Source organism: Microbulbifer bruguierae, from assembly GCF_029869925.1.
GTDB classification, from domain to species: Bacteria; Pseudomonadota; Gammaproteobacteria; order Pseudomonadales; family Cellvibrionaceae; genus Microbulbifer; species Microbulbifer bruguierae.
Genome location: NZ_CP118605.1, coordinates 2,570,001 through 2,588,021, shown reverse-complemented (window position 1 = coordinate 2,588,021; position 18,021 = coordinate 2,570,001). Strand labels below are relative to the sequence as shown.

The following is an 18,021-nucleotide window of genomic DNA, read 5'->3' as shown; positions in this document are numbered from 1 at the left end:
TATTAATCAGTAGTAGTTATGGATATAAATGATACGGATTTTTCTTCCCCTATATTTATTGTTGGCCCACCGCGATCTGGTACGTCGTTGCTTTCAGCTATTATTGGTAGTCACAGTCGAATTGCGTGTGGACCGGAAACCGATCTTTTTCGGGCAATACCGGTAGAGCAAGCTGAAGGAATTGCTTCGAATAAAGAGTGGGCGAGCCTGGCAGTAGAGCGACTGGAATGCATAAAATATCCAGATGGAAAAAGTCTTGCGAGTCATTTTGGTTTAACAAGTGATTTATTGCATGCTCAATTACTAGCGCAGGGCTCGTCTGTGAGGTCCATTTATTCTGCTTTACCTGGAGCACTTGCAAATGCGAGGGGCAAGGCGCGCTGGGCGGAAAAAACTCCTAGGCATCTGTTTTATGTCGAATTAATTCGAGAATTATTTCCAAAGGCAAAAATACTTAGAATTGTTAGAGATCCGCGAGATTCAGTACCATCCGTAATAAAAAATATCGGCTTATCTGAGTCGATGATCGGTGAGTTTTATCGCTGGGCAGCAGTGTATTCAAAAACTGACCATTTTTTCGGGACGGATGTAGATAGTATGACCGTTCGATATGAAGATCTAGTGCTCCAGCCGCGTCAAGAGGTCGAGACTATATGTAAGTTTATAGGAGAAGAGTTTGAGCCTTCAATGCTTGATCGTTCAAATGCGAACGATGTAAGGGTTGCTTCGGAAACCTGGAAAAAGGATATTGATAAAAAAATTACCGCTGAAAATATTTACTCATGGCGTTCAAGTCTTGATTTAGATTTGGCTCGAACAGCTTCATTGATTTGCTGGGAGGCTTTAGAGGACTTAGGTTATCCTGCTCCAGTAAAGCCAGTGCGAGACATTAAAGTATTTCCATTAGGAGAAAATTTTGGGGTTGCTAACGAATCACATGTAATTAGCTGCGCTAAAAAAGGTATTAGATACAGTGCTAGTCCGGAGCCCTACCCAGCGTCAATAGGTGACGCCTTTAAGTTATGTCCTGATGTGGTATTGGGGGATATACCCCTTGGGAAAAAGCCATCTAAGCGAATCGAAAACTTCCTAGAGGCAATCGGAAGAATTGTATTAAGGTTTTTCCGAGGTAAGCCTGTGACCGTAGATCCTGATCTTAAACTGGGTGTTGGCGTGTTAAATCGTATGGTTGGAAAAATTGCATTGATATTGGGTAATCGAAGATCAATTTAACAGTAAACCGCCTCCAGCCAGTTTCTCACCTGGTTGTAAATTGCAGAGCGCTGACAAATTTTCTCCAAGATCGGATATGGTCAATTGGGTGCGCAATGCAACCCCTTTTTTATTCAAATGATATTCAGTATCGAAAAAAAAGTCTCTGGAAAACAGGTAGTCATTGTGATCCCCCGAGAACGTAACATTTTCTTCGTTATAGAATTTTTTAACATTTTCAAAGAAAAATACAAATTCCTCAGAGTTATACTCGTCAAACTTCATTAGATTTGGAGGGGCTCCAATAATACAAATATTATTTTCTTTGGCCCATTCAAAATATTCATGCAGAATCTCTCTTGAGTATTTTGAAATCTCTCCGTTACCTATATCCTTGGGTGTTAGGCGGCTTAGCTTTTCTGTGAAAGCCGCGGCGTCTTCGACGGAATTGTTTGTCTGATTTCCGGACGTGTCGACGTTACTTACATTGTAAATTTTCGAAGAGCGCCCTTGATACGTGTTACTACCACCACGCAGTCCTTCGAATAATCGCTCAAAAGAAACATTAGCATACCCCAATATTTGCTGTGTTAACGGTAGGGAGTGAAGGTATGTAGGGTCGCGTGCAATAAGAAAGTCCATTAATTGCGCAGATGGTGAATAATCATCCTGATAGAGGGCGTATTCCAAGGGAAGGTACACGATATCGCCCTTGTCTAGAGAGCGCTTACTGCGTTCCAAAAGGTAGCGTAAACCGAGACCCGCATGAATTCCGAAATTTGTCGTTGGTAAATTAAAGTTTTCTTCGAGCTCATTGGAAAAAATGCCAAAAAGACTATTGGATCCCGCAACGATCAATAACTTGGGCGAATCGCTTTGTGCTGCATGTAGTTCCTTAACTTGATATAGGTCGAATGCCCATTTCGAACTCGACGTTGGGGTTCCCTCTTGTATCAAAAACAGTAGTACAAGCAATACAATACCTAGGGTAACGCCTAAAGAAAAAGCACCGATATGTCGCATATTTATTAGAAATTAAAGTAGAGGAATTCACTGTCCGGAGAAACTGCAATTATTTTAACGCAAACCAAAAATAGGACTCCGGTAACCACCATGACTACGAGCGAGAGCGGGGCAGTGTATTTAGAGCTGTCCCGATTCTCTTGCGCTGGGAATATCCAATCGGATAACTGGTTTGAATTTGGTGTAAAAAATGCCAATAACATGGCCAGAAAAATAACGCCGAATCCACTGATGTGAGGAAAGGCCCCTATTGACATGTTGGGCGATGTTTGAGCGAACTCCGAAATTATGTCAGGAGCGATATTAAAAATCTGATTTGGCAGCACTAGTCCATGAAGCCCTGAAACACCTCCAAGCATGGACAATGCCCCATCCAGGGATGCAGAGCGAAAAAATATCCATGCTAAGGATACTGCGATAAAAGTTGTAATTATTCCCGGAGTATCGGCAATAAATGAGGGTAGGGTGAATCGAGTTCTGGATTGCTGCTTTATATTCTCATCACTGGATTGATACGGTAGGTAAGGGGCTGGGGCGGAAAAGCCTCCTGAGTTTGAGAAACCGGAAAAGCGCGCCAAAAAAAACGAACTTATTAATGATTTGACATATAGCCACTGATGATTTATTACGAGAAAAGCTCCGTGCAACCCGCCCCAAATCACAAAATTCCACCCCGCACCATGCCATAAACCGCCCAGCAGCATCGTAATCAAAAGGTTTAGGTTTTTTGATCCACTTCGGCTTCCACCTAAGGGAATATATAGATAGTCCCTTAAAAAATGCGATAGGGTAATGTGCCAACGACGCCAAAAATCAATTATATTCTTTGATTTATAAGGCGAGTTAAAGTTAATGGGTAATTCAACCCCAAACATTTTGGCAAGCCCAACTGCCATGTCCGCGTATCCGCTGAAATCAAAATATAACTGGAATGAATAGGCAAGTAATCCTCCCCAGGCTTCCAGAAATGATGGGTATGACCCGGCGTCCGCGGCTGAAAACACAGGTGTTGCATATGGGGCCAGCTGATCTGCTATAAGTACTTTTTTGGCTAGCCCAATAACAAACAAAAATATACCAGCGTTTATTTTTTCAACATGAACGTTACCAATGGCCAATTGGTTAAACTGTTGGGATACTTCCCTATGATGAACAATTGGTCCGGCAATTAGCTGTGGAAAAAATGAGATAAACAATAAGTATTTGTCGAATTGTTTTTCTGCACGTCCTGTCCGATGAGTGTCTACGAGATAAGCAATTTGCTGGAATGTAAAAAAGGAAATCGCTAAGGGCAATATAAGATCGGGAATGGAAATTGAAGTTCCGGTCAGATACGAAACGCTGACAGCAAAAAAGCCAAGGTATTTATATATCGCAATCGCAAATAAATTACCTACAATGCCGGTGATTAAAAAAAATCTTTTGTGAGGTGATGATGCAATTAGATTTCCAAGGAAAAAGTTTGCAATAATCGAGAATAGAAGCAGAAATAAGTATTTTGGATTCCACCAAGCGTAAAAAAATAGTGAGACGACAGAAAGCCAAGCAAGAGATATGCGGAATAAATCCAATCTCCGCAGTGCATAGAATCCGATGAGCGCCGCGGGCAAAAACACTAAGATAAATGGGATAGAATTGAAAAGCACTTAAGATAAACGCCGTATTTAAGTTTTAGTTATTCTGCAGAATTAGCATTTCCCGGCATCCTTAAATGTGTGCTTCAATATGCCGGGCAACTTTGTCTACATGTGAAGCCATCAAAATTGAATGGTGATCGCCGGGTACTTCGTAGACAGTAAGTTGACTGCTGTATTTCGTCCATCCTAGATCTTTAGATGGCTGTTCACCGTATAGATATTTTCTATCGCGCGCTTTGATAAGCGTTAGCGGCGTCTTAACTGGAGATAACCGCGTAGTTAAAATCGCGTTTTTCCGCACTTTATGACGGACGCGTACATTGTCAAGCCCATCATTTTTCGCCTGGAATGTATCGAGTGAAGAGCCTTTATGTTTATTGCGGCCGAAATAGCGTAGTTTGATTCGCGACACCAAATAACTAGGCCCTTCGTGTAAAGTGCACTTAATATGGTTGAGTACTCGAAATGCAATTTTTTTATGGGAAGTAAAAGCTTCCGGCACAACCGTATCGAGTAATCCAGTAAAAGCTACACTGTGTCCCTGGCTTTCGAGTTCTCTTCCAACTTCAATGGCGATGATCCCGCCATAAGATTTTCCTGCCAGAAAATAGGGGCCGGTAGGTTGTAGCGTAGTTATAATTGATAGATATAGCTTTGTTATATCTTTAATAGAGCTGGTTCGAGCAATGGCATTGGACTTTGCACCATTAACTATGAGATCAACTTCTTCAGGTAAATAAACTGCGTAAACTGATCTATCGGTACGCAGTTCTTTCACCAGGTCTAGATACTCGACTACACCATTTATTAACAAAAGTGGAGGAAGATTTGAGTGACCCTTTTTGAGTAATTGACATCCTGGTATATCGTTGCTCTTATCGTCATGCGGTGAATTAGGAGTTGATAATTGCTGGGATACTTTGGATGCAAGGGCTCTTACCGTAGTATTTTTGACGATATCTGCTATCGTCAGGCGACAACCTAGATCTTCTGAAATCCTTGCCATAGCCCTAACTGCAGTAATGGAGTCTCCACCTAGTTCAAAGAAGTCGCTGTTCGCGTGGATTGAAGATCCTGCCAGCAGGTTTTCCCAGGTGTTGGCGATACTTTGTTCGACGGATCCTTGAAGAGGTTCATCTTCGCTGGATTGGAGAATTTCGCAATTTCCTGGATCGGGAAGATTTGCTCGATCAACTTTACCATTATGATTTGTTGGTATCTTGGAAAGTTCAAGATAGAGAGATGGAACCATATAGCTGGGTAGGAGATCTTTTACAAAAGTCTTAATTTCATTTAGCGATGGGCGGCTCTGGTTACTTGGTACAACGAAAGCTGTTAAGGTTGGCGTTTTTATGTTGCCGATATTCTTGACTGCAACTACACAGTCTTTAATTCCAGAAACTTGTTTAATAATGCTTTCAACCTCAAGTAGCTCTATCCGGTTGCCATTGAGTTGTATCTGAAAGTCTTCTCGACCAAGCATTTCATATAAGCCGTTTTCGTCTACTCGGACCATATCTCCAGTTGCAAAGAAGCGACTTCCTTCTCGTATTAAAAACTTTTCTTGATTCAGGTCTTCGCGATGCATGTATCCCATAATAACGCCAGGGCTATCCACATATAGTTCTCCAATATTGCCCGGAGATACCTCTTTATATTTTTTGTTAAGCACAAGAAGATTTACGTTTTTTTGAGGGATGCCAATTTTGGTCTTGCCGATAGTTTTTTCCTGCACGGGCCAATATGTAACCATGCAATTGGTTTCGCTTGCGCCGTAGTTAACGTATAACTTTACTTCGGGAAGGAGAAGTCGGATTTTACTGAGTAGATCGGGTGGAACATTGTCACCACCGGTTAATATACGCTGGAGGTTATTGAGCGCTGAAACCCTTTCGGGTGTTTGCTCTATGTATTCAATTAGTCTCGCAAGTAAGGTGGGGACAAAATGCCATACGGAAGCTTGTCGAGCGGACTCGAATAACTTTTCAATATCGAGAATATCCGATCTTTGTGCGATAGCCGTATAACCACCGCAGGCCAGCAAGCTAAGCAACTCAAAAGTACTAATACTAAAGGACGATCCCGCAACGGAAAAAATTCCATGCTCACTTGTGAACTCAAAACAGGCAGCGGAAGATGACATGCCATGAGCCAAGTTTCTATGTGTTGAAATAGCTCCTTTTGGGCGTCCAGTAGTCCCGGAGGTGAAGAAGATATGAGACTCATCTTCAAGTTCTACCGGATACGGGACAAATTTGTCGATTTGACCTTGTTCTATCTTTTTTGAAAAATTAGAAGGATAAAGAAGGCGTCGATATGGGTCTGGGAGCACAGACCTAAGAGTAGATAGGTTCTCTTTGGTGCAAATAATCGCTGCAGGTTCTACATCTTCGAGAATCATCCTGATTCTTGTAACGGGAAATCCAGGGTCAATCGGGACATAAGTCCCACCCAGCATATGGATTCCTAAAAGGCTCCAAATCAGATCTGGTGCCGGATGCATCAATACTGCTACGCGCGAACCCCGTACTACACCGAATTCCTTTAATTCTAGAGCCGATCGTTTCGCAAAAGATATTAGAGATGCATAAGAAACTTGTTTTCTGCCATAAAAAACTGCAATTTTATCTGGTGTTTTCTTGGCTTGGTGCTCTATGCGTCTGATTACCGGAATTTCGGAATCATGAAGTGCGAGTTTATCGTGCACAAATTTAGTACTTTGCGCTCTTGGTTCCTGTACGTTATTCACCGGTGTACCTTTCACATATCTTTTGACTATATGCGATGCGTTTATTGCGTCATCTTGAATTGAGGCGCCGATGCCCCGTGTCTGATCGGAACATGGCATTGGGTTTTGCAAAATTAAAGCTATATAGTGTCGACGCTACTCGTAAGACGTTGGTTATGCTGGAGTCGCTTCTTCGTGTTTTATGGGCTTGGAAGAGCTGCTTTTTTTAACACCTTGGCTTGATTCTGGTATCCAGTCCGAAGGCATTAGCGAGAAATCGATGAGTGTAGATTGGTCGCCAGTATTGCGTGCGTGTTCGATCCGTTGATAAAAGTTTTTACCGGTATTTTGGGGCACGCTAGTGCTCATGCTGACGCCTTGCTTTGGGCGTTCAACGTATTCAGGAAAAGACATTACTGCAGCGTTTTGTTTTGCGTATCCTTTTCCGAACAACTGCTTAAGTTCCCCAAACCCATCATTATTGACGAGCTGCTTACCCCGCAGATTTACGCCTTTTGAAATCGCGTGAGAAACGAACTGTTCTAGGTTCATTGTATCAAAAGCGATATGCTGGACGCTGTGGTCACCGTGGCAATCGGCGAAGGCAGTTACCTGACTTTTCTTATTTCTATCTATGCCCTCGACTAATACCACGCCAAAAGATTCGAAATCGATACACCAGAGCTTCATGCTGCTATCGGGATCATCCGGACGCACATCATCTACGCGCTTGGTGAGTTTTCCACCCTCGACTTCTATGTGATACCAGGCCCACTTCTCGATCATCCCTTCCGCGACGGCATACGCAATATGGTCAACTCTGCTGACTTTCGACATTCCCTGTCTCCCCCAAAGTAGAAAAATTAGCCCCTGTTCCGCGAACTATGCGGCAAACGGGAACCAATATGGCAGCGCTCAAAATAATGTCAACAAAAAAATACCGAGACCCAATACACAAAAGTTAGTGGATTTTGAAACGTATGATCAAAAGTGTGCACGATGCACTCTATAGTGTTCCGCAATGGTGAGCTAAATGCTCAAGACTGGCGGAAATTTCATTTATCGATATATCGAGGTCTATATTTAGTGTTTTTTTGCGCCAATAAAGGATTAGTTGAGACTCACGTTGAGAAATGCGACAAATTTAGTTGAGTAGCTTCACATTTTGGGCGGATAATCATTGTTCGCTGGATTGTTTCAGTAAAAGGCTTTAGCCCCATTACAAAAAAACCGCAACGCATGGAAAGTCGGCCCAGTATATGCATTGTCATTATAAGGTCGCAGTTGTAGGGGTGTAATAAGCAAGCAATGGAATTATTGCGTCACTCTGAAGGCCTTTGGCCCGAATTGCGATACGGGGTATTACAAGGAATAGTTTAAGGCCGCTAGGCCTTGCCTAATGAGGGGGTTCTCGTGGAACAGGGATGGATCCGCAGTCGTCAGAGCGGAATAACGGCGCTGTATCGCTTGTTCGATGTGCTGCTTATTCTGGGTATTCTTTATGCAAGTCTTACTTATTTTGAGGTAAATCCAGGTAAAGATTGGGTGATAGCGGGGCTGTTGGCCGCGGTCGGCTTCGCATTTATTGCTGAGTCCGTTGAGTTGTATCGGTCGTGGCGAGGTGAAACTTACCTTCGAATTTTTGGAACTGTGACTGTAGCTTGGGTTGCGGTTTGTATATTTTTAATTCTTCTTGAATTTTCTTTTAATACTTTTGCTACCGATTATATGCGACCTGCAGCGGTAGCATGGCTGACATTTACTTTATTCGGTCTGGCATTCTGGCGTTTTTGTATGCGGCAGATATTGTTTTCGATTCGACTCAGAGGCCGCAATACGCGTAGTGCTGTCATTATCGGCTGCACTGAATCTGGGTATAAGCTTGCCAGAGATCTCGCATCGAACCCACAGCTGGGTATCCATGTAAATGGGTTTTATAGCGTTGAGGGATTTCACGACCATACTTCTCACTTGGATGATACAAGCAAATTTCCTGTCCTTGGGACGGTTGATGAGGCGGTTTCTAAAGGGCGCGCGGGTGAGCTTGATGTTGTGTTCATAGCATTGCCGATGCGGGCAGAAGACATCATTAGCGAAACTCTCGATAAATTTTCCGATACAACAGCCACCGTTCATATCCTCCCTAACTTCTTTGTAGCGAAAATGCTTCATGCGCGCTGGCACCAAGTGGGAAGTAGCAGCCTTCTCAGTGTATTTGATACTCCGATACAGGGGTTTGACGGTTGGTTAAAGCGCCTCGAAGATCTAGTGCTGGCATCTGTCATTCTTGCATTGATTTCTCCGATAATGTTGCTTGTAGCGGTAGCAGTTAAGTGCTCTTCCCCTGGACCGGTTATCTTCAAGCAGAGGCGCTATGGCTTGGATGGTCGCACCATTTATGTATGGAAGTTCCGCAGTATGACCGTTATGGACGATGGCGATAAAGTTGTACAGGCCAAAGATGGAGATCAGAGGGTCACGGTCTTAGGTAACATATTACGTCGAACTTCCCTCGACGAGCTGCCACAGTTTTTTAATGTATTGCAGGGAACTATGTCGATAGTGGGACCGAGACCGCATGCGGTTGCTCACAATGAAGAGTATCGAAGTCTGGTTAATGGCTACATGCTTCGGCATAAAGTTAAACCAGGTATTACGGGCTTGGCGCAGATCAAAGGCTTCAGGGGCGCAACCGATACGCTGGATAAAATGAGTCGCCGGGTTGAGTACGATCTTGAGTATATCCGTCGCTGGTCAATACTTCTTGATCTGCGTATTGTGTTTTTGACCATTTGTCGTGGTTTTTATCATAAGAATGCTTATTAGCCGTCATTCCTAGTCAAATATGACAAGCGAGAAAGAGAGCGGTATATAAATATGAAAGTGGAAGCCGCTAAAGTGTTATCTTCAGGGCTCGACAGTAGAAAAAGTGTTCTCTGGACCGGGTCCGCGATTTTATGTGTATTTTCAATGATGGGGCAGTCCGCAAATGCCATCACAATTGATTTGCCTGGTAATATCGAACTTACGAGCAGTGCCAGGGTTGAAGCTCAGTATGATGATAATGTTTTCCTTGCCGCAGAAAACGGACAAGGCGACTGGGTCACTCGAATTTCTCCGAATGTGAGATGGGAGCGAGAGGGAAGAGCCTCAAGTCTGTCTGGCAGTTTTTTGATGACGCGTGGCTACTATCGGAACGGCACACGACAATCCTTTAGTGATTACGCAGTGAATCTTGATTGGCAGTGGCGAGCACTTTCTTTCCTTGAAGTACAGATTTCCGGCAGTTATTTGAACCTGGCTCAGTCTGTTTCAGGAGCTGCCGACGGTAGTTTGGACCCGATTTTGATCGAGGCTGATAGAACTCGCCAACCGAGTGCAGAGGTTGCGTTGATGTTTGGACGCCAGGGTGGGAGGTTACAGGCAGCGGTCCGTCAGGGGCAGCGGAACTATGAGTTTCAGGATCCTAGCCGCGAGTTTACCGACGTATATTCTATATTCAGCTCCAATTATTCACTGAACGATCAGTTTATTCTTGGTTTGCAGGTTACTGAGCGGGCCCTTGATTACGCTGATGTCGCGACTACAACACCTAACCGCGATAGTGACGAATGGACTGTATTGGCCACAGGAGAGTACCGGCTGCCAAAAACTCGTGTATTGCTTAGGGCGGGCCGTCTGAATAGGGCGTTCGCTGCTGGTGAGCGCGAGGATTTTGAAGGGCCCCGCTGGGATTTGACAGCTTCATGGAGTCCAAAGAGCTATAGTACTTTGTCGGTAACGACAGGGAAAAACGTTCAGGAGTCTTTTGGAGTTGCAGATTTTATTGATGTAAAAAGTAACGTATTTTCCTGGTCTCATCAGTGGGTGGGGAATTTAAACAGTGTTCTCTCGTATAGTCGGACTACGGGTGAGTTCGTTGGCGAAGATCGTTTGGATGAAGTGTTTCGTTCCAGTTTCACTATTGAGTACCTACCTGTGGACTGGCTTAGGCTCAGTCTTGGTGTATCTAAGCTTGAAAACCATTCGTCAGCAACCGGTGCCGATCTGGAAAATAATCGCTATATTCTTGGAATAGAGGCACCGCTTTAGTGCGCAATGATTTAAGAAGAAAAATATGTTGATGAATATCTTTAAGTTGCCTGCGCAGATTTTTACTCTAATTTTTTTCGCCGTCTTAATAATTGGAGAAGCTGTTGCTGATAGCACAGAGTACCGTATGAATGCTGGTGATAGGATTTCGATTCGCGTTTACGGCGAAAATGATCTAAATTTTGATGTTATGCTGGCTGAATCGGGGAACATCAATTATCCATTTTTGGGTGAAATAAAAATTAGTGGCCTAACGCCATCCGAGCTTGAAGCATTAATAGTAAAAGGGCTTAAGGACGATTATCTTATCAATCCGAATGTCACAGTTTCTGTCACGCAGTATCGCCCTGTATTTATATATGGCGAGGTACAGTCGCCTGGTGGCTACACTTATCAACCTGGGCTTACCGTAGGAAAAATTGCTGCCCTGGCTCAAGGAATGACTGAGCGTGGTTCGGAAAATAGGATATTCCTTATCCGAGAAGGTGAATCTGAAGACAAAAGAAAAAGGGCCAGTATGTCAACCAAGCTTAGGCCCGGCGACGTAGTAACCATAGAGCAGGGGTTCTTCTGAGCATAAGTATGGAGAAGCACACGCATGCCACAGACGAGGCTGAGACCTCGCCATTTGGCAATATTGATTTTGTCGCTCTGTTTTTCGCTGTATATGCAAAAAAGTGGTACATAGCAATATTTGCAATAGCGGTTACCACCGCAGCATATTTCTCAGTTCAAAATATCCAGAACCGATATCAAGCTACCTCTACCCTATTACTGGGTGCAGGGCAGGCTAATCTCGTGTCCATTCGGGATGTATATGAAGCCGGAGCGCAGCGTCGCGAATTTTTGATGACGCAAGTGGAGATGTTGCAGTCACGCGGCATCGCTGAGCGTGTTGTGTATGCTTTGGATCTTGAAAATCATCCGGTCTTCAATCGTCCGCGAATACCAACGTTAACGGAAAAGGTAAAAAGTTGGGCTGGTTTGGAGACTGAAAGACCCGAAATAGACCCAGAAATACGGTCCCGTCAAAAGCGTGAGGGAATTGTCAACCTTATCGCGAATAGTATAAGGGTATCACCTGTCCGAAATACTCAGTTAATCAAGCTAACCTATGAGAGCTATTCTCCGGAACTGGCAGCTTCGATTCCGAACGCGGTCGCCGATGCTTATATTGCTGAGCAAAATAGTGTACGTAAGGATGTTACGGAAAAGGCGACTAGTTGGCTGAGTGAGCGGCTTGAGGGTTTGAGAGGAAAATTAGAGTCTTCCGAGCGAGCACTTAATGATTTTCAGCAACAGGAGGATCTGGTGGATCTCCAGGGGGTTCGCGGGCTAGCTTCACAGGAGCTCAATGAAACCATGGATCAATTGTTGGAGGCGAAGAGGGAGCTTAAAGAACTCAGGTTGTTGTATGACCAAGTTCGCAGAAAAGACCTTCCGGAAGCGTCATTGCTGAATCAACCAGAAGTTCTCAATCACCCTTTGATTCAAACAGCTCGACAGGCGGAAACAAGTGCGCGGCTAGGGGTCACCGAGCTGGCCCGACGTTATGGTCCCAAACACCCAACGATGCAGGCTGCGCAAGATGAGCTGGAAAGGGCTCAAGCGCAATTGAGTAGCGAATTGAGAAAGCTTGTCGCAAGTATCGAGATTGATTACCGGCAGGGCAGAGAAAAAGTTCTTACGCTTGAAGCTGAGCTCACGGGAGCTAAGTCTGATTTACAAGTAGTTGCGCAAAAAGAAATTCGATACGATGAATTAAAGCGAGAGGTTGAAGTCAATCGACAACTCTACAATACCTTCCTTACACGGTTTAAAGAAACCAGGGAAGTTTCTGGTTATGATGCAGAGACGGCGCGTCTAGTAGATCCCGCTGTTACGCCGCGCCGCCCCTTGGCGACTAAAAAGCGTCTATTGGTATTATTTGCATGCGTCATGAGCGCTGGCCTCGGTGTGGCGGTCGTCGTGCTGTTAGAGCTTTTAAAGAGCGGCATACGTGATCCGCAGGACGTTGGTCGGAAATTGGGATTACCACTTTTGGGGATCGTACCCGAAGTGTCATCGGTGGATGACAATGGCTTACCCTTGTATAGTTATTTTGATGGAGCCCATGGGCAATTTTCAGAAGCGATCCGGTCATTACGTACCGGTGTGGTGTTATCTAGGTTTGATAATAAAGCCGAGGTGATTTGCATTACCTCTTCGGCACCTTCAGAGGGAAAAACCACAATATCCATCAATTTGTCGTTTTCTTTGGGGCAACTTGAGAAGGTGCTCTTGATTGATGCTGATATGCGACGTCCTTCCCTTGGTCGCAGATTTGAAGTGGCCCCTAGTCGGCCTGGATTAGCGGATCTTTTGTCTGGTCGTTTTTCCATCGAAGAATGTATTCTTCGGGACAAAAAAAGTGGTGTCGATATTATACCGGCGGGAATCCGACCAGAAGACCCCCAGCGACTTCTTGGTTCGTCACAGTTTCAGAATGTCATGAAGGAACTACGACAAAAATACGATCGTATTATTATCGATACTCCTCCGGTTCAGGCGGTAAGCGACGTGCTGGTTATTTCAAAAATAGCCTGCTCTTTATTGTATGTAGTGCGTGCTGAAGATACGAGGATAGGGGTGATTCGTGCGGGGATTTCCCGGCTGATGAGCCTGGGTGTAAAACCTGAAGGTGTAATCCTAAACAGTGTCGCAATGAAGCGGAGAGGGGGCTATGCAGATCAATATTACGGTTATTATCCTGAGTACACCCAATAAAATCTGGTTTTGTTTTCTAATAAATATGGTGAAAGGGCGTAACCTGTAACCGAATCAATGTCGCGTAATAGGCAAATTAATTGGCAGTAAAAGCTAAAGCTGGCGAACTATGCTATAGAATTCGTCCATGATTGACCTGCATAGCCATATTCTCCCCGGGATAGATGACGGTCCCAAATCGTTTGAGCAGAGTCTGGAGCTTGTTCAGGCTGCGGCGGCAAATGGGATTACTCACATGCTGGCAACGCCACATATTCATCCGGGACGCTATTCAAATACCTCCACTTCCATACAACAAGCTTTTCGGAGTTTCCTTGAGCGCTTGAAAGCCAAGGAAAAAATTGGAATCCAATTTGCCCTGGCTGCAGAGGTGCGGATCTCTGATGAGGTAATATACTTCGCATCAACAAATCAGTTGCCTGCACTGGGGTACTGGGAGGGAGATCTTCTCGTATTGTTGGAAATGCCCCACAGCCACATACCTGCGGGACTGATCAAATTGCTTCGCTGGCTCGTTAAGCAGAATATTCGCCCTATGATTGCTCACCCAGAGCGTAACAAAGACATTATAAGAGACCTTGATCAGATAAAACCACTGGTTCAAGCAGGCTGTTTGTTCCAGGTTACAGCCGGCGCGTTGGTTGGCCGGTTTGGTGAGCAAGCTCGCGTGCGCGCTCAGGAAATTCTCAAGCGTGGACTGGCTACCGTGCTTGCTACCGACACTCATCACATACAGCGGCGCCCTCCTGATCTCGCTGAAGGCCGGCGCGCGGCTGAGCGGCTAATCGGCGAGAAAGGATCCTGGGAATTGGTTCGAGAGAACCCGGAAAAGATTGTTCGCGATCGCGTTTTTCAGCTGGCTTAAGTCGGGGCTAGTTAATAGCATGATGCGAAAGGTTGCAGAGAAGTAAGGGCAGATGAATACAAAGCTCGCAACATCTATCTTTTTTGCTTTTTTGCTTTTTTGCTAAAAGCTAATTTTCTGGCCTGGGGGGGCTGCCGTTTCGCATTTATTGTATCTATATATTGGTCCTGGTGATCTTGTGATTGGGCCCTTCCCGCTGCCGTCTTTCGCACACGATTAGCCTCTCCCCTTTCTAGCTTTGGACCTGAAGGCCACATTTGGTCATCAATTCAGCCATCGATTCGTCTTTCCCGTCCTATCACTTCATCTACAAGGGGTGCCTCGCCCTTGACATTGGTTACATGCGAAACTAAATTTCGTTGCGAATGTAACCATTTCAATCCAGCAAGACCGCCGTTGCGAACTACGGCATTGCTGAGTCATCTATAAAGAATCCCATTAATGGAGGATTACATGGCCGACTTGTTTGAGAACCCCATGGGCCTGGACGGCTTCGAGTTCGTTGAATTCACTGCGCCGGAGAAAGGCATCCTGGAGACCGTTTTCGAGGCCATGGGCTTCACCAAGGTGGCTCGTCACCGCACTAAAGATGTGGCGTTGTGGCGTCAGGGTGACATCAACTTCGTCACCAATTATGAAAAGGGTAGCCACGCAGATTACTACGCCCGCGAGCACGGGCCGTCCGCCTGTGGATTGGCGTTCAGGGTGAAAGACGCCACGCTTGCCTACAATGAGGCGGTCAAAAAGGGCGCGCAGCCTGTAGAAGTGGCAACTGGTCCGATGGAGCTGCGTTTGCCTGCCATCAAAGGGATCGGCGGTGCCACCCTTTATCTGATTGACCGCTATAAAGAAGGTGAGAGCATCTATGATATCGACTTCCACTGGCTGGAAGGCGTAGACAAGCACCCCGAGGGCTGCGGTTTCCACACCCTGGATCACCTGACCCACAACGTCTATCGCGGCCGTATGGATTACTGGGCCAAGTACTACGAAGACCTGTTCAACTTCCGTGAGATCCGCTACTTCGACATCAAGGGCGAGTACACCGGCTTGCTGTCCAAAGCGATGACGGCACCAGATGGCAAGATCCGTATTCCGCTGAATGAAGAGGCAGCCGGTGGCGGTGGTCAGATTGAAGAGTTCCTGATGAAGTACAACGGCGAGGGCATTCAGCACATCGCGTTTGCCTGTGACGACCTTGTCGCCTGCTGGGATCGGTTGAAAGCACAGGGCATGCAGTTCATGACCCCGCCGCCCGAAACCTATTACGAAATGCTGGAAGAGCGCCTGCCGGGTCATGGTGAGCCCACCGCAGAACTGAAATCCCGTGGCATCCTGCTGGACGGCACCACTGATGGCGACCAGCCACGCCTGCTGCTGCAGATTTTCTCTGCCAACATGCTGGGTCCGGTGTTTTTCGAGTTTATCCAGCGCAAAGAGGATGAGGGCTTCGGTGAAGGCAACTTCAAAGCATTATTCGAGTCTATTGAGCGCGACCAGTTGCAGCGCGGTGTGATCGGCAGCAAAGGCAAAGAAGACGCGGCCTGATTGGGCGCGCATCCGGAGGCCTGATATGGCTATCAAACGCATTCACCACGTGGCCTACCGTTGCCGCGACGCCAAGGAGACCGTCGAGTTTTATCGCGATCTCCTCGGCATGGAGTTCCAGCTCGCCATCGCCGAAGACAAGGTGCCCTCTACCGGGGCACCGGATCCCTACATGCATGTATTTCTCGATGCAGGGCAGGGCAATGTGCTGGCGTTTTTCGAGCTGCCCAATTCGCCGGATATGGGCCGCGATGAAAACACCCCGCAATGGGTGCAGCACATTGCGCTGGAAGTGGAGAGCATGGACGAGCTGCTGGCGATGAAGCAGGCGCTCGAGGGTGCCGGTATCGACGTGCTCGGCCCCACCGACCATACCATTTTCAAATCCATCTACTTCTTCGACCCCAACGGGCATCGCATCGAGCTGGCCGCGAATACCGCGAAGCCAGGGATGCACAAGGAGCTCAAGCGGGTGGCCGAAGGCATGCTGGAAGAATGGGCGCGCACCAAGAAGGCACCTCGCCACGCGGCGTGGATGCACGGCGACCAAGAATTCAAACCTTTAGACCCTTGATTCATCAGGGGGACGTGAATTGAAAAAGAGGAAGGCACAGTGAAGTTAGCCAGCCTGAAATCCGGTCGTGACGGCCATCTAGTGGTGGTCAGTGACGACCTGACACGTATGACGTCCGCGGCAGAAATAGCCCCGACGCTACAGAGCGCGTTGGACAACTGGGCGGAAACGTCCGCGCAGCTGGAAGATCTGCACGCAAAACTTAACAGCGGAGAAATCGCGGGCGAAGCCTTCGATCAGACGCAATGCCATTCGCCGCTGCCGCGTGCTTATCACTGGGCGGACGGCAGTGCCTACGTCAACCATGTCGAGCTGGTGCGCAAGGCGCGCAACGCGGAAATGCCGGAAAGCTTCTGGACCGACCCGCTGATGTATCAGGGCGGCTCCGATACCTTCCTGGCGCCGCGCGAGGCGGTAAAGATGCCGCAGAGCGAAGGCTTCGGTATCGACTTCGAAGCGGAAATCGCGGTGATTACCGATGATGTGCCCATGGGGGTTTCCCCGGAAGATGCCCTCGGCTACATCCGCCTGGTGATGCTGGTGAACGACGTGTCCCTGCGCGGCCTGATTCCGAACGAGCTGGCCAAGGGCTTCGGCTTCTACCAGTCCAAGCCATCCAGCGCCTTCTCCCCGGTGTGCGTCACCCCGGCACAGCTGGGCGAGCACTGGCAGGCCGGCAAGCTGCACCTGCCGCTGGTGTCCGAGCTGAACGGTGAGAAATTCGGTGAACCCAATGCGGGTATCGACATGACCTTTCACTTCGGCCAGCTGATAGCGCATGCGGCCAAGACCCGTCCGCTGGGCGCCGGTACCATCATTGGTTCCGGTACTGTGTCCAACAAGCTCGACGGCGGTCCCGGTAAGCCGGTGGCAGCAGGTGGTGTTGGTTACAGCTGTATCGCCGAGATCCGTATGATCGAGACCATCCAGAATGGCCAGCCGAGTACGGTATTCATGCAGTTTGGCGACAAGATTGCGATCGAGATGCGGGACGACAAAGGCCAGTCTGTTTTCGGGCGCATCGAACAGGTGGTTGAACAGGCTTAAATTGCTATTACCCTCGGAAGAAGTCAGTCGTCCACCAGCTATTTGGGTGAATCAGGCGAAACCTGAAATATTGTTCCTGGTTTTCCGGCAATAAGTCGGGTTTTGTTCTGGTTCGGGGACTGACCGAGGGGGTAAAAACTTTTTGTAAAAAAGAGCTTGCGCCCCACTGACTGCCTACGTATAGTTCGCGCCCTCACCGCTGCAGAGGCGGCGAGGTTGGCAGGATAAGTTGTTGATTTTCAAAGGGTTTTCCCTGAAAAAGAAATTCAAAAAACAGCTTGCCAAGGTCGGGGAGGTCGCTATAATGCGCGCCACTTCGACGGGGTCGCCAAGGCGACACCGCAGGGCTCCGGCAGCCCTTCAGGAGTTGAAAGTCAGCGCTGTTTAGCCTGGTTTCAAGCCTGAAAAAAGCTCTAAAAAAAGAGCTTGCCAAGCGAGAAGAGCTCGATATAATGCGCGCCCTTCTCGAGATCACCGAGAGGTGGTTGAGGCTTTCGGAACACCTTGATTTGTAAGGGTTTCGGAGCGG

General features: G+C 46.9%; 13 protein-coding genes. 9 read left to right on the top strand and 4 right to left on the bottom strand.

Features of this window, described 5'->3' with window-relative positions; genetic code table 11:
- Positions 1–18: 18 nt before the first annotated feature.
- Positions 19–1,233 (top strand): sulfotransferase family protein, encoded by a 1,215-nt coding sequence (locus tag PVT68_RS10725; RefSeq protein WP_280317907.1) that lies wholly within the window; start codon positions 19–21, stop codon positions 1,231–1,233.
- On the opposite strand, the gene PVT68_RS10720 is transcribed toward PVT68_RS10725, so the two are convergent.
- From PVT68_RS10720 to PVT68_RS10705, 4 genes are all read right to left on the bottom strand, one after another.
- Positions 1,225–2,187: a hypothetical protein gene (locus PVT68_RS10720; RefSeq protein ID WP_280317905.1), complete on the bottom strand. Its 963-nt coding sequence runs from the start codon at positions 2,185–2,187 to the stop codon at positions 1,225–1,227. The two genes, PVT68_RS10725 and PVT68_RS10720, sit on opposite strands and share 9 nt — an antisense overlap.
- Positions 2,188–2,240: 53 nt before the next feature.
- The gene (locus PVT68_RS10715) at positions 2,241–3,881 is read right to left on the bottom strand and encodes an MBOAT family O-acyltransferase (RefSeq protein WP_280317903.1); all 1,641 of its coding nucleotides are present in this window, start codon (positions 3,879–3,881) and stop codon (positions 2,241–2,243) included.
- A 61-nt stretch (positions 3,882–3,942) separates the two neighbouring features.
- Entirely contained in the window at positions 3,943–6,621 is a 2,679-nt protein-coding gene (locus tag PVT68_RS10710) for an AMP-binding protein (RefSeq protein WP_280317901.1), read from the bottom strand.
- Between the two features lie 153 nt (positions 6,622–6,774).
- Positions 6,775–7,437: a VOC family protein gene (locus PVT68_RS10705; RefSeq protein ID WP_280317899.1), complete on the bottom strand. Its 663-nt coding sequence runs from the start codon at positions 7,435–7,437 to the stop codon at positions 6,775–6,777.
- A 576-nt stretch (positions 7,438–8,013) separates the two neighbouring features.
- Between PVT68_RS10705 and PVT68_RS10700 the strand changes: the two genes are divergently transcribed.
- From PVT68_RS10700 to PVT68_RS10665, 8 genes are all read left to right on the top strand, one after another.
- Positions 8,014–9,426 carry an undecaprenyl-phosphate glucose phosphotransferase gene (locus tag PVT68_RS10700; RefSeq protein ID WP_280317874.1) on the top strand — a complete coding sequence of 471 codons (1,413 nt, stop codon included), beginning with the start codon at positions 8,014–8,016 and terminating at the stop codon, positions 9,424–9,426.
- 51 nt (positions 9,427–9,477) lie between these two features.
- Positions 9,478–10,692 (top strand): outer membrane beta-barrel protein, encoded by a 1,215-nt coding sequence (locus PVT68_RS10695; RefSeq protein WP_280317872.1) that lies wholly within the window; start codon positions 9,478–9,480, stop codon positions 10,690–10,692.
- 25 nt (positions 10,693–10,717) lie between these two features.
- Entirely contained in the window at positions 10,718–11,266 is a 549-nt protein-coding gene (locus PVT68_RS10690) for a polysaccharide biosynthesis/export family protein (RefSeq protein ID WP_280317870.1), read from the top strand.
- A gap of 8 nt (positions 11,267–11,274) precedes the next feature.
- Positions 11,275–13,458 carry a GumC family protein gene (locus PVT68_RS10685; protein WP_280317869.1) on the top strand — a complete coding sequence of 728 codons (2,184 nt, stop codon included), beginning with the start codon at positions 11,275–11,277 and terminating at the stop codon, positions 13,456–13,458.
- 127 nt (positions 13,459–13,585) lie between these two features.
- Positions 13,586–14,323, top strand: a complete 738-nt coding sequence (locus tag PVT68_RS10680) for a tyrosine-protein phosphatase (protein WP_280317868.1) — start codon at positions 13,586–13,588, stop codon at positions 14,321–14,323.
- 453 nt (positions 14,324–14,776) lie between these two features.
- On the top strand, positions 14,777–15,871 hold the full coding sequence (hppD, locus tag PVT68_RS10675) for a 4-hydroxyphenylpyruvate dioxygenase (RefSeq protein WP_280317866.1): 1,095 nt from the start codon (positions 14,777–14,779) through the stop codon (positions 15,869–15,871).
- 25 nt (positions 15,872–15,896) lie between these two features.
- Complete coding sequence (locus PVT68_RS10670) at positions 15,897–16,445, top strand: VOC family protein (RefSeq protein WP_280317864.1); 549 nt, start codon at positions 15,897–15,899, stop codon at positions 16,443–16,445.
- A gap of 39 nt (positions 16,446–16,484) precedes the next feature.
- On the top strand, positions 16,485–17,492 hold the full coding sequence (locus tag PVT68_RS10665; protein ID WP_280317862.1) for a fumarylacetoacetate hydrolase family protein: 1,008 nt from the start codon (positions 16,485–16,487) through the stop codon (positions 17,490–17,492).
- Positions 17,493–18,021: the final 529 nt, after the last annotated feature.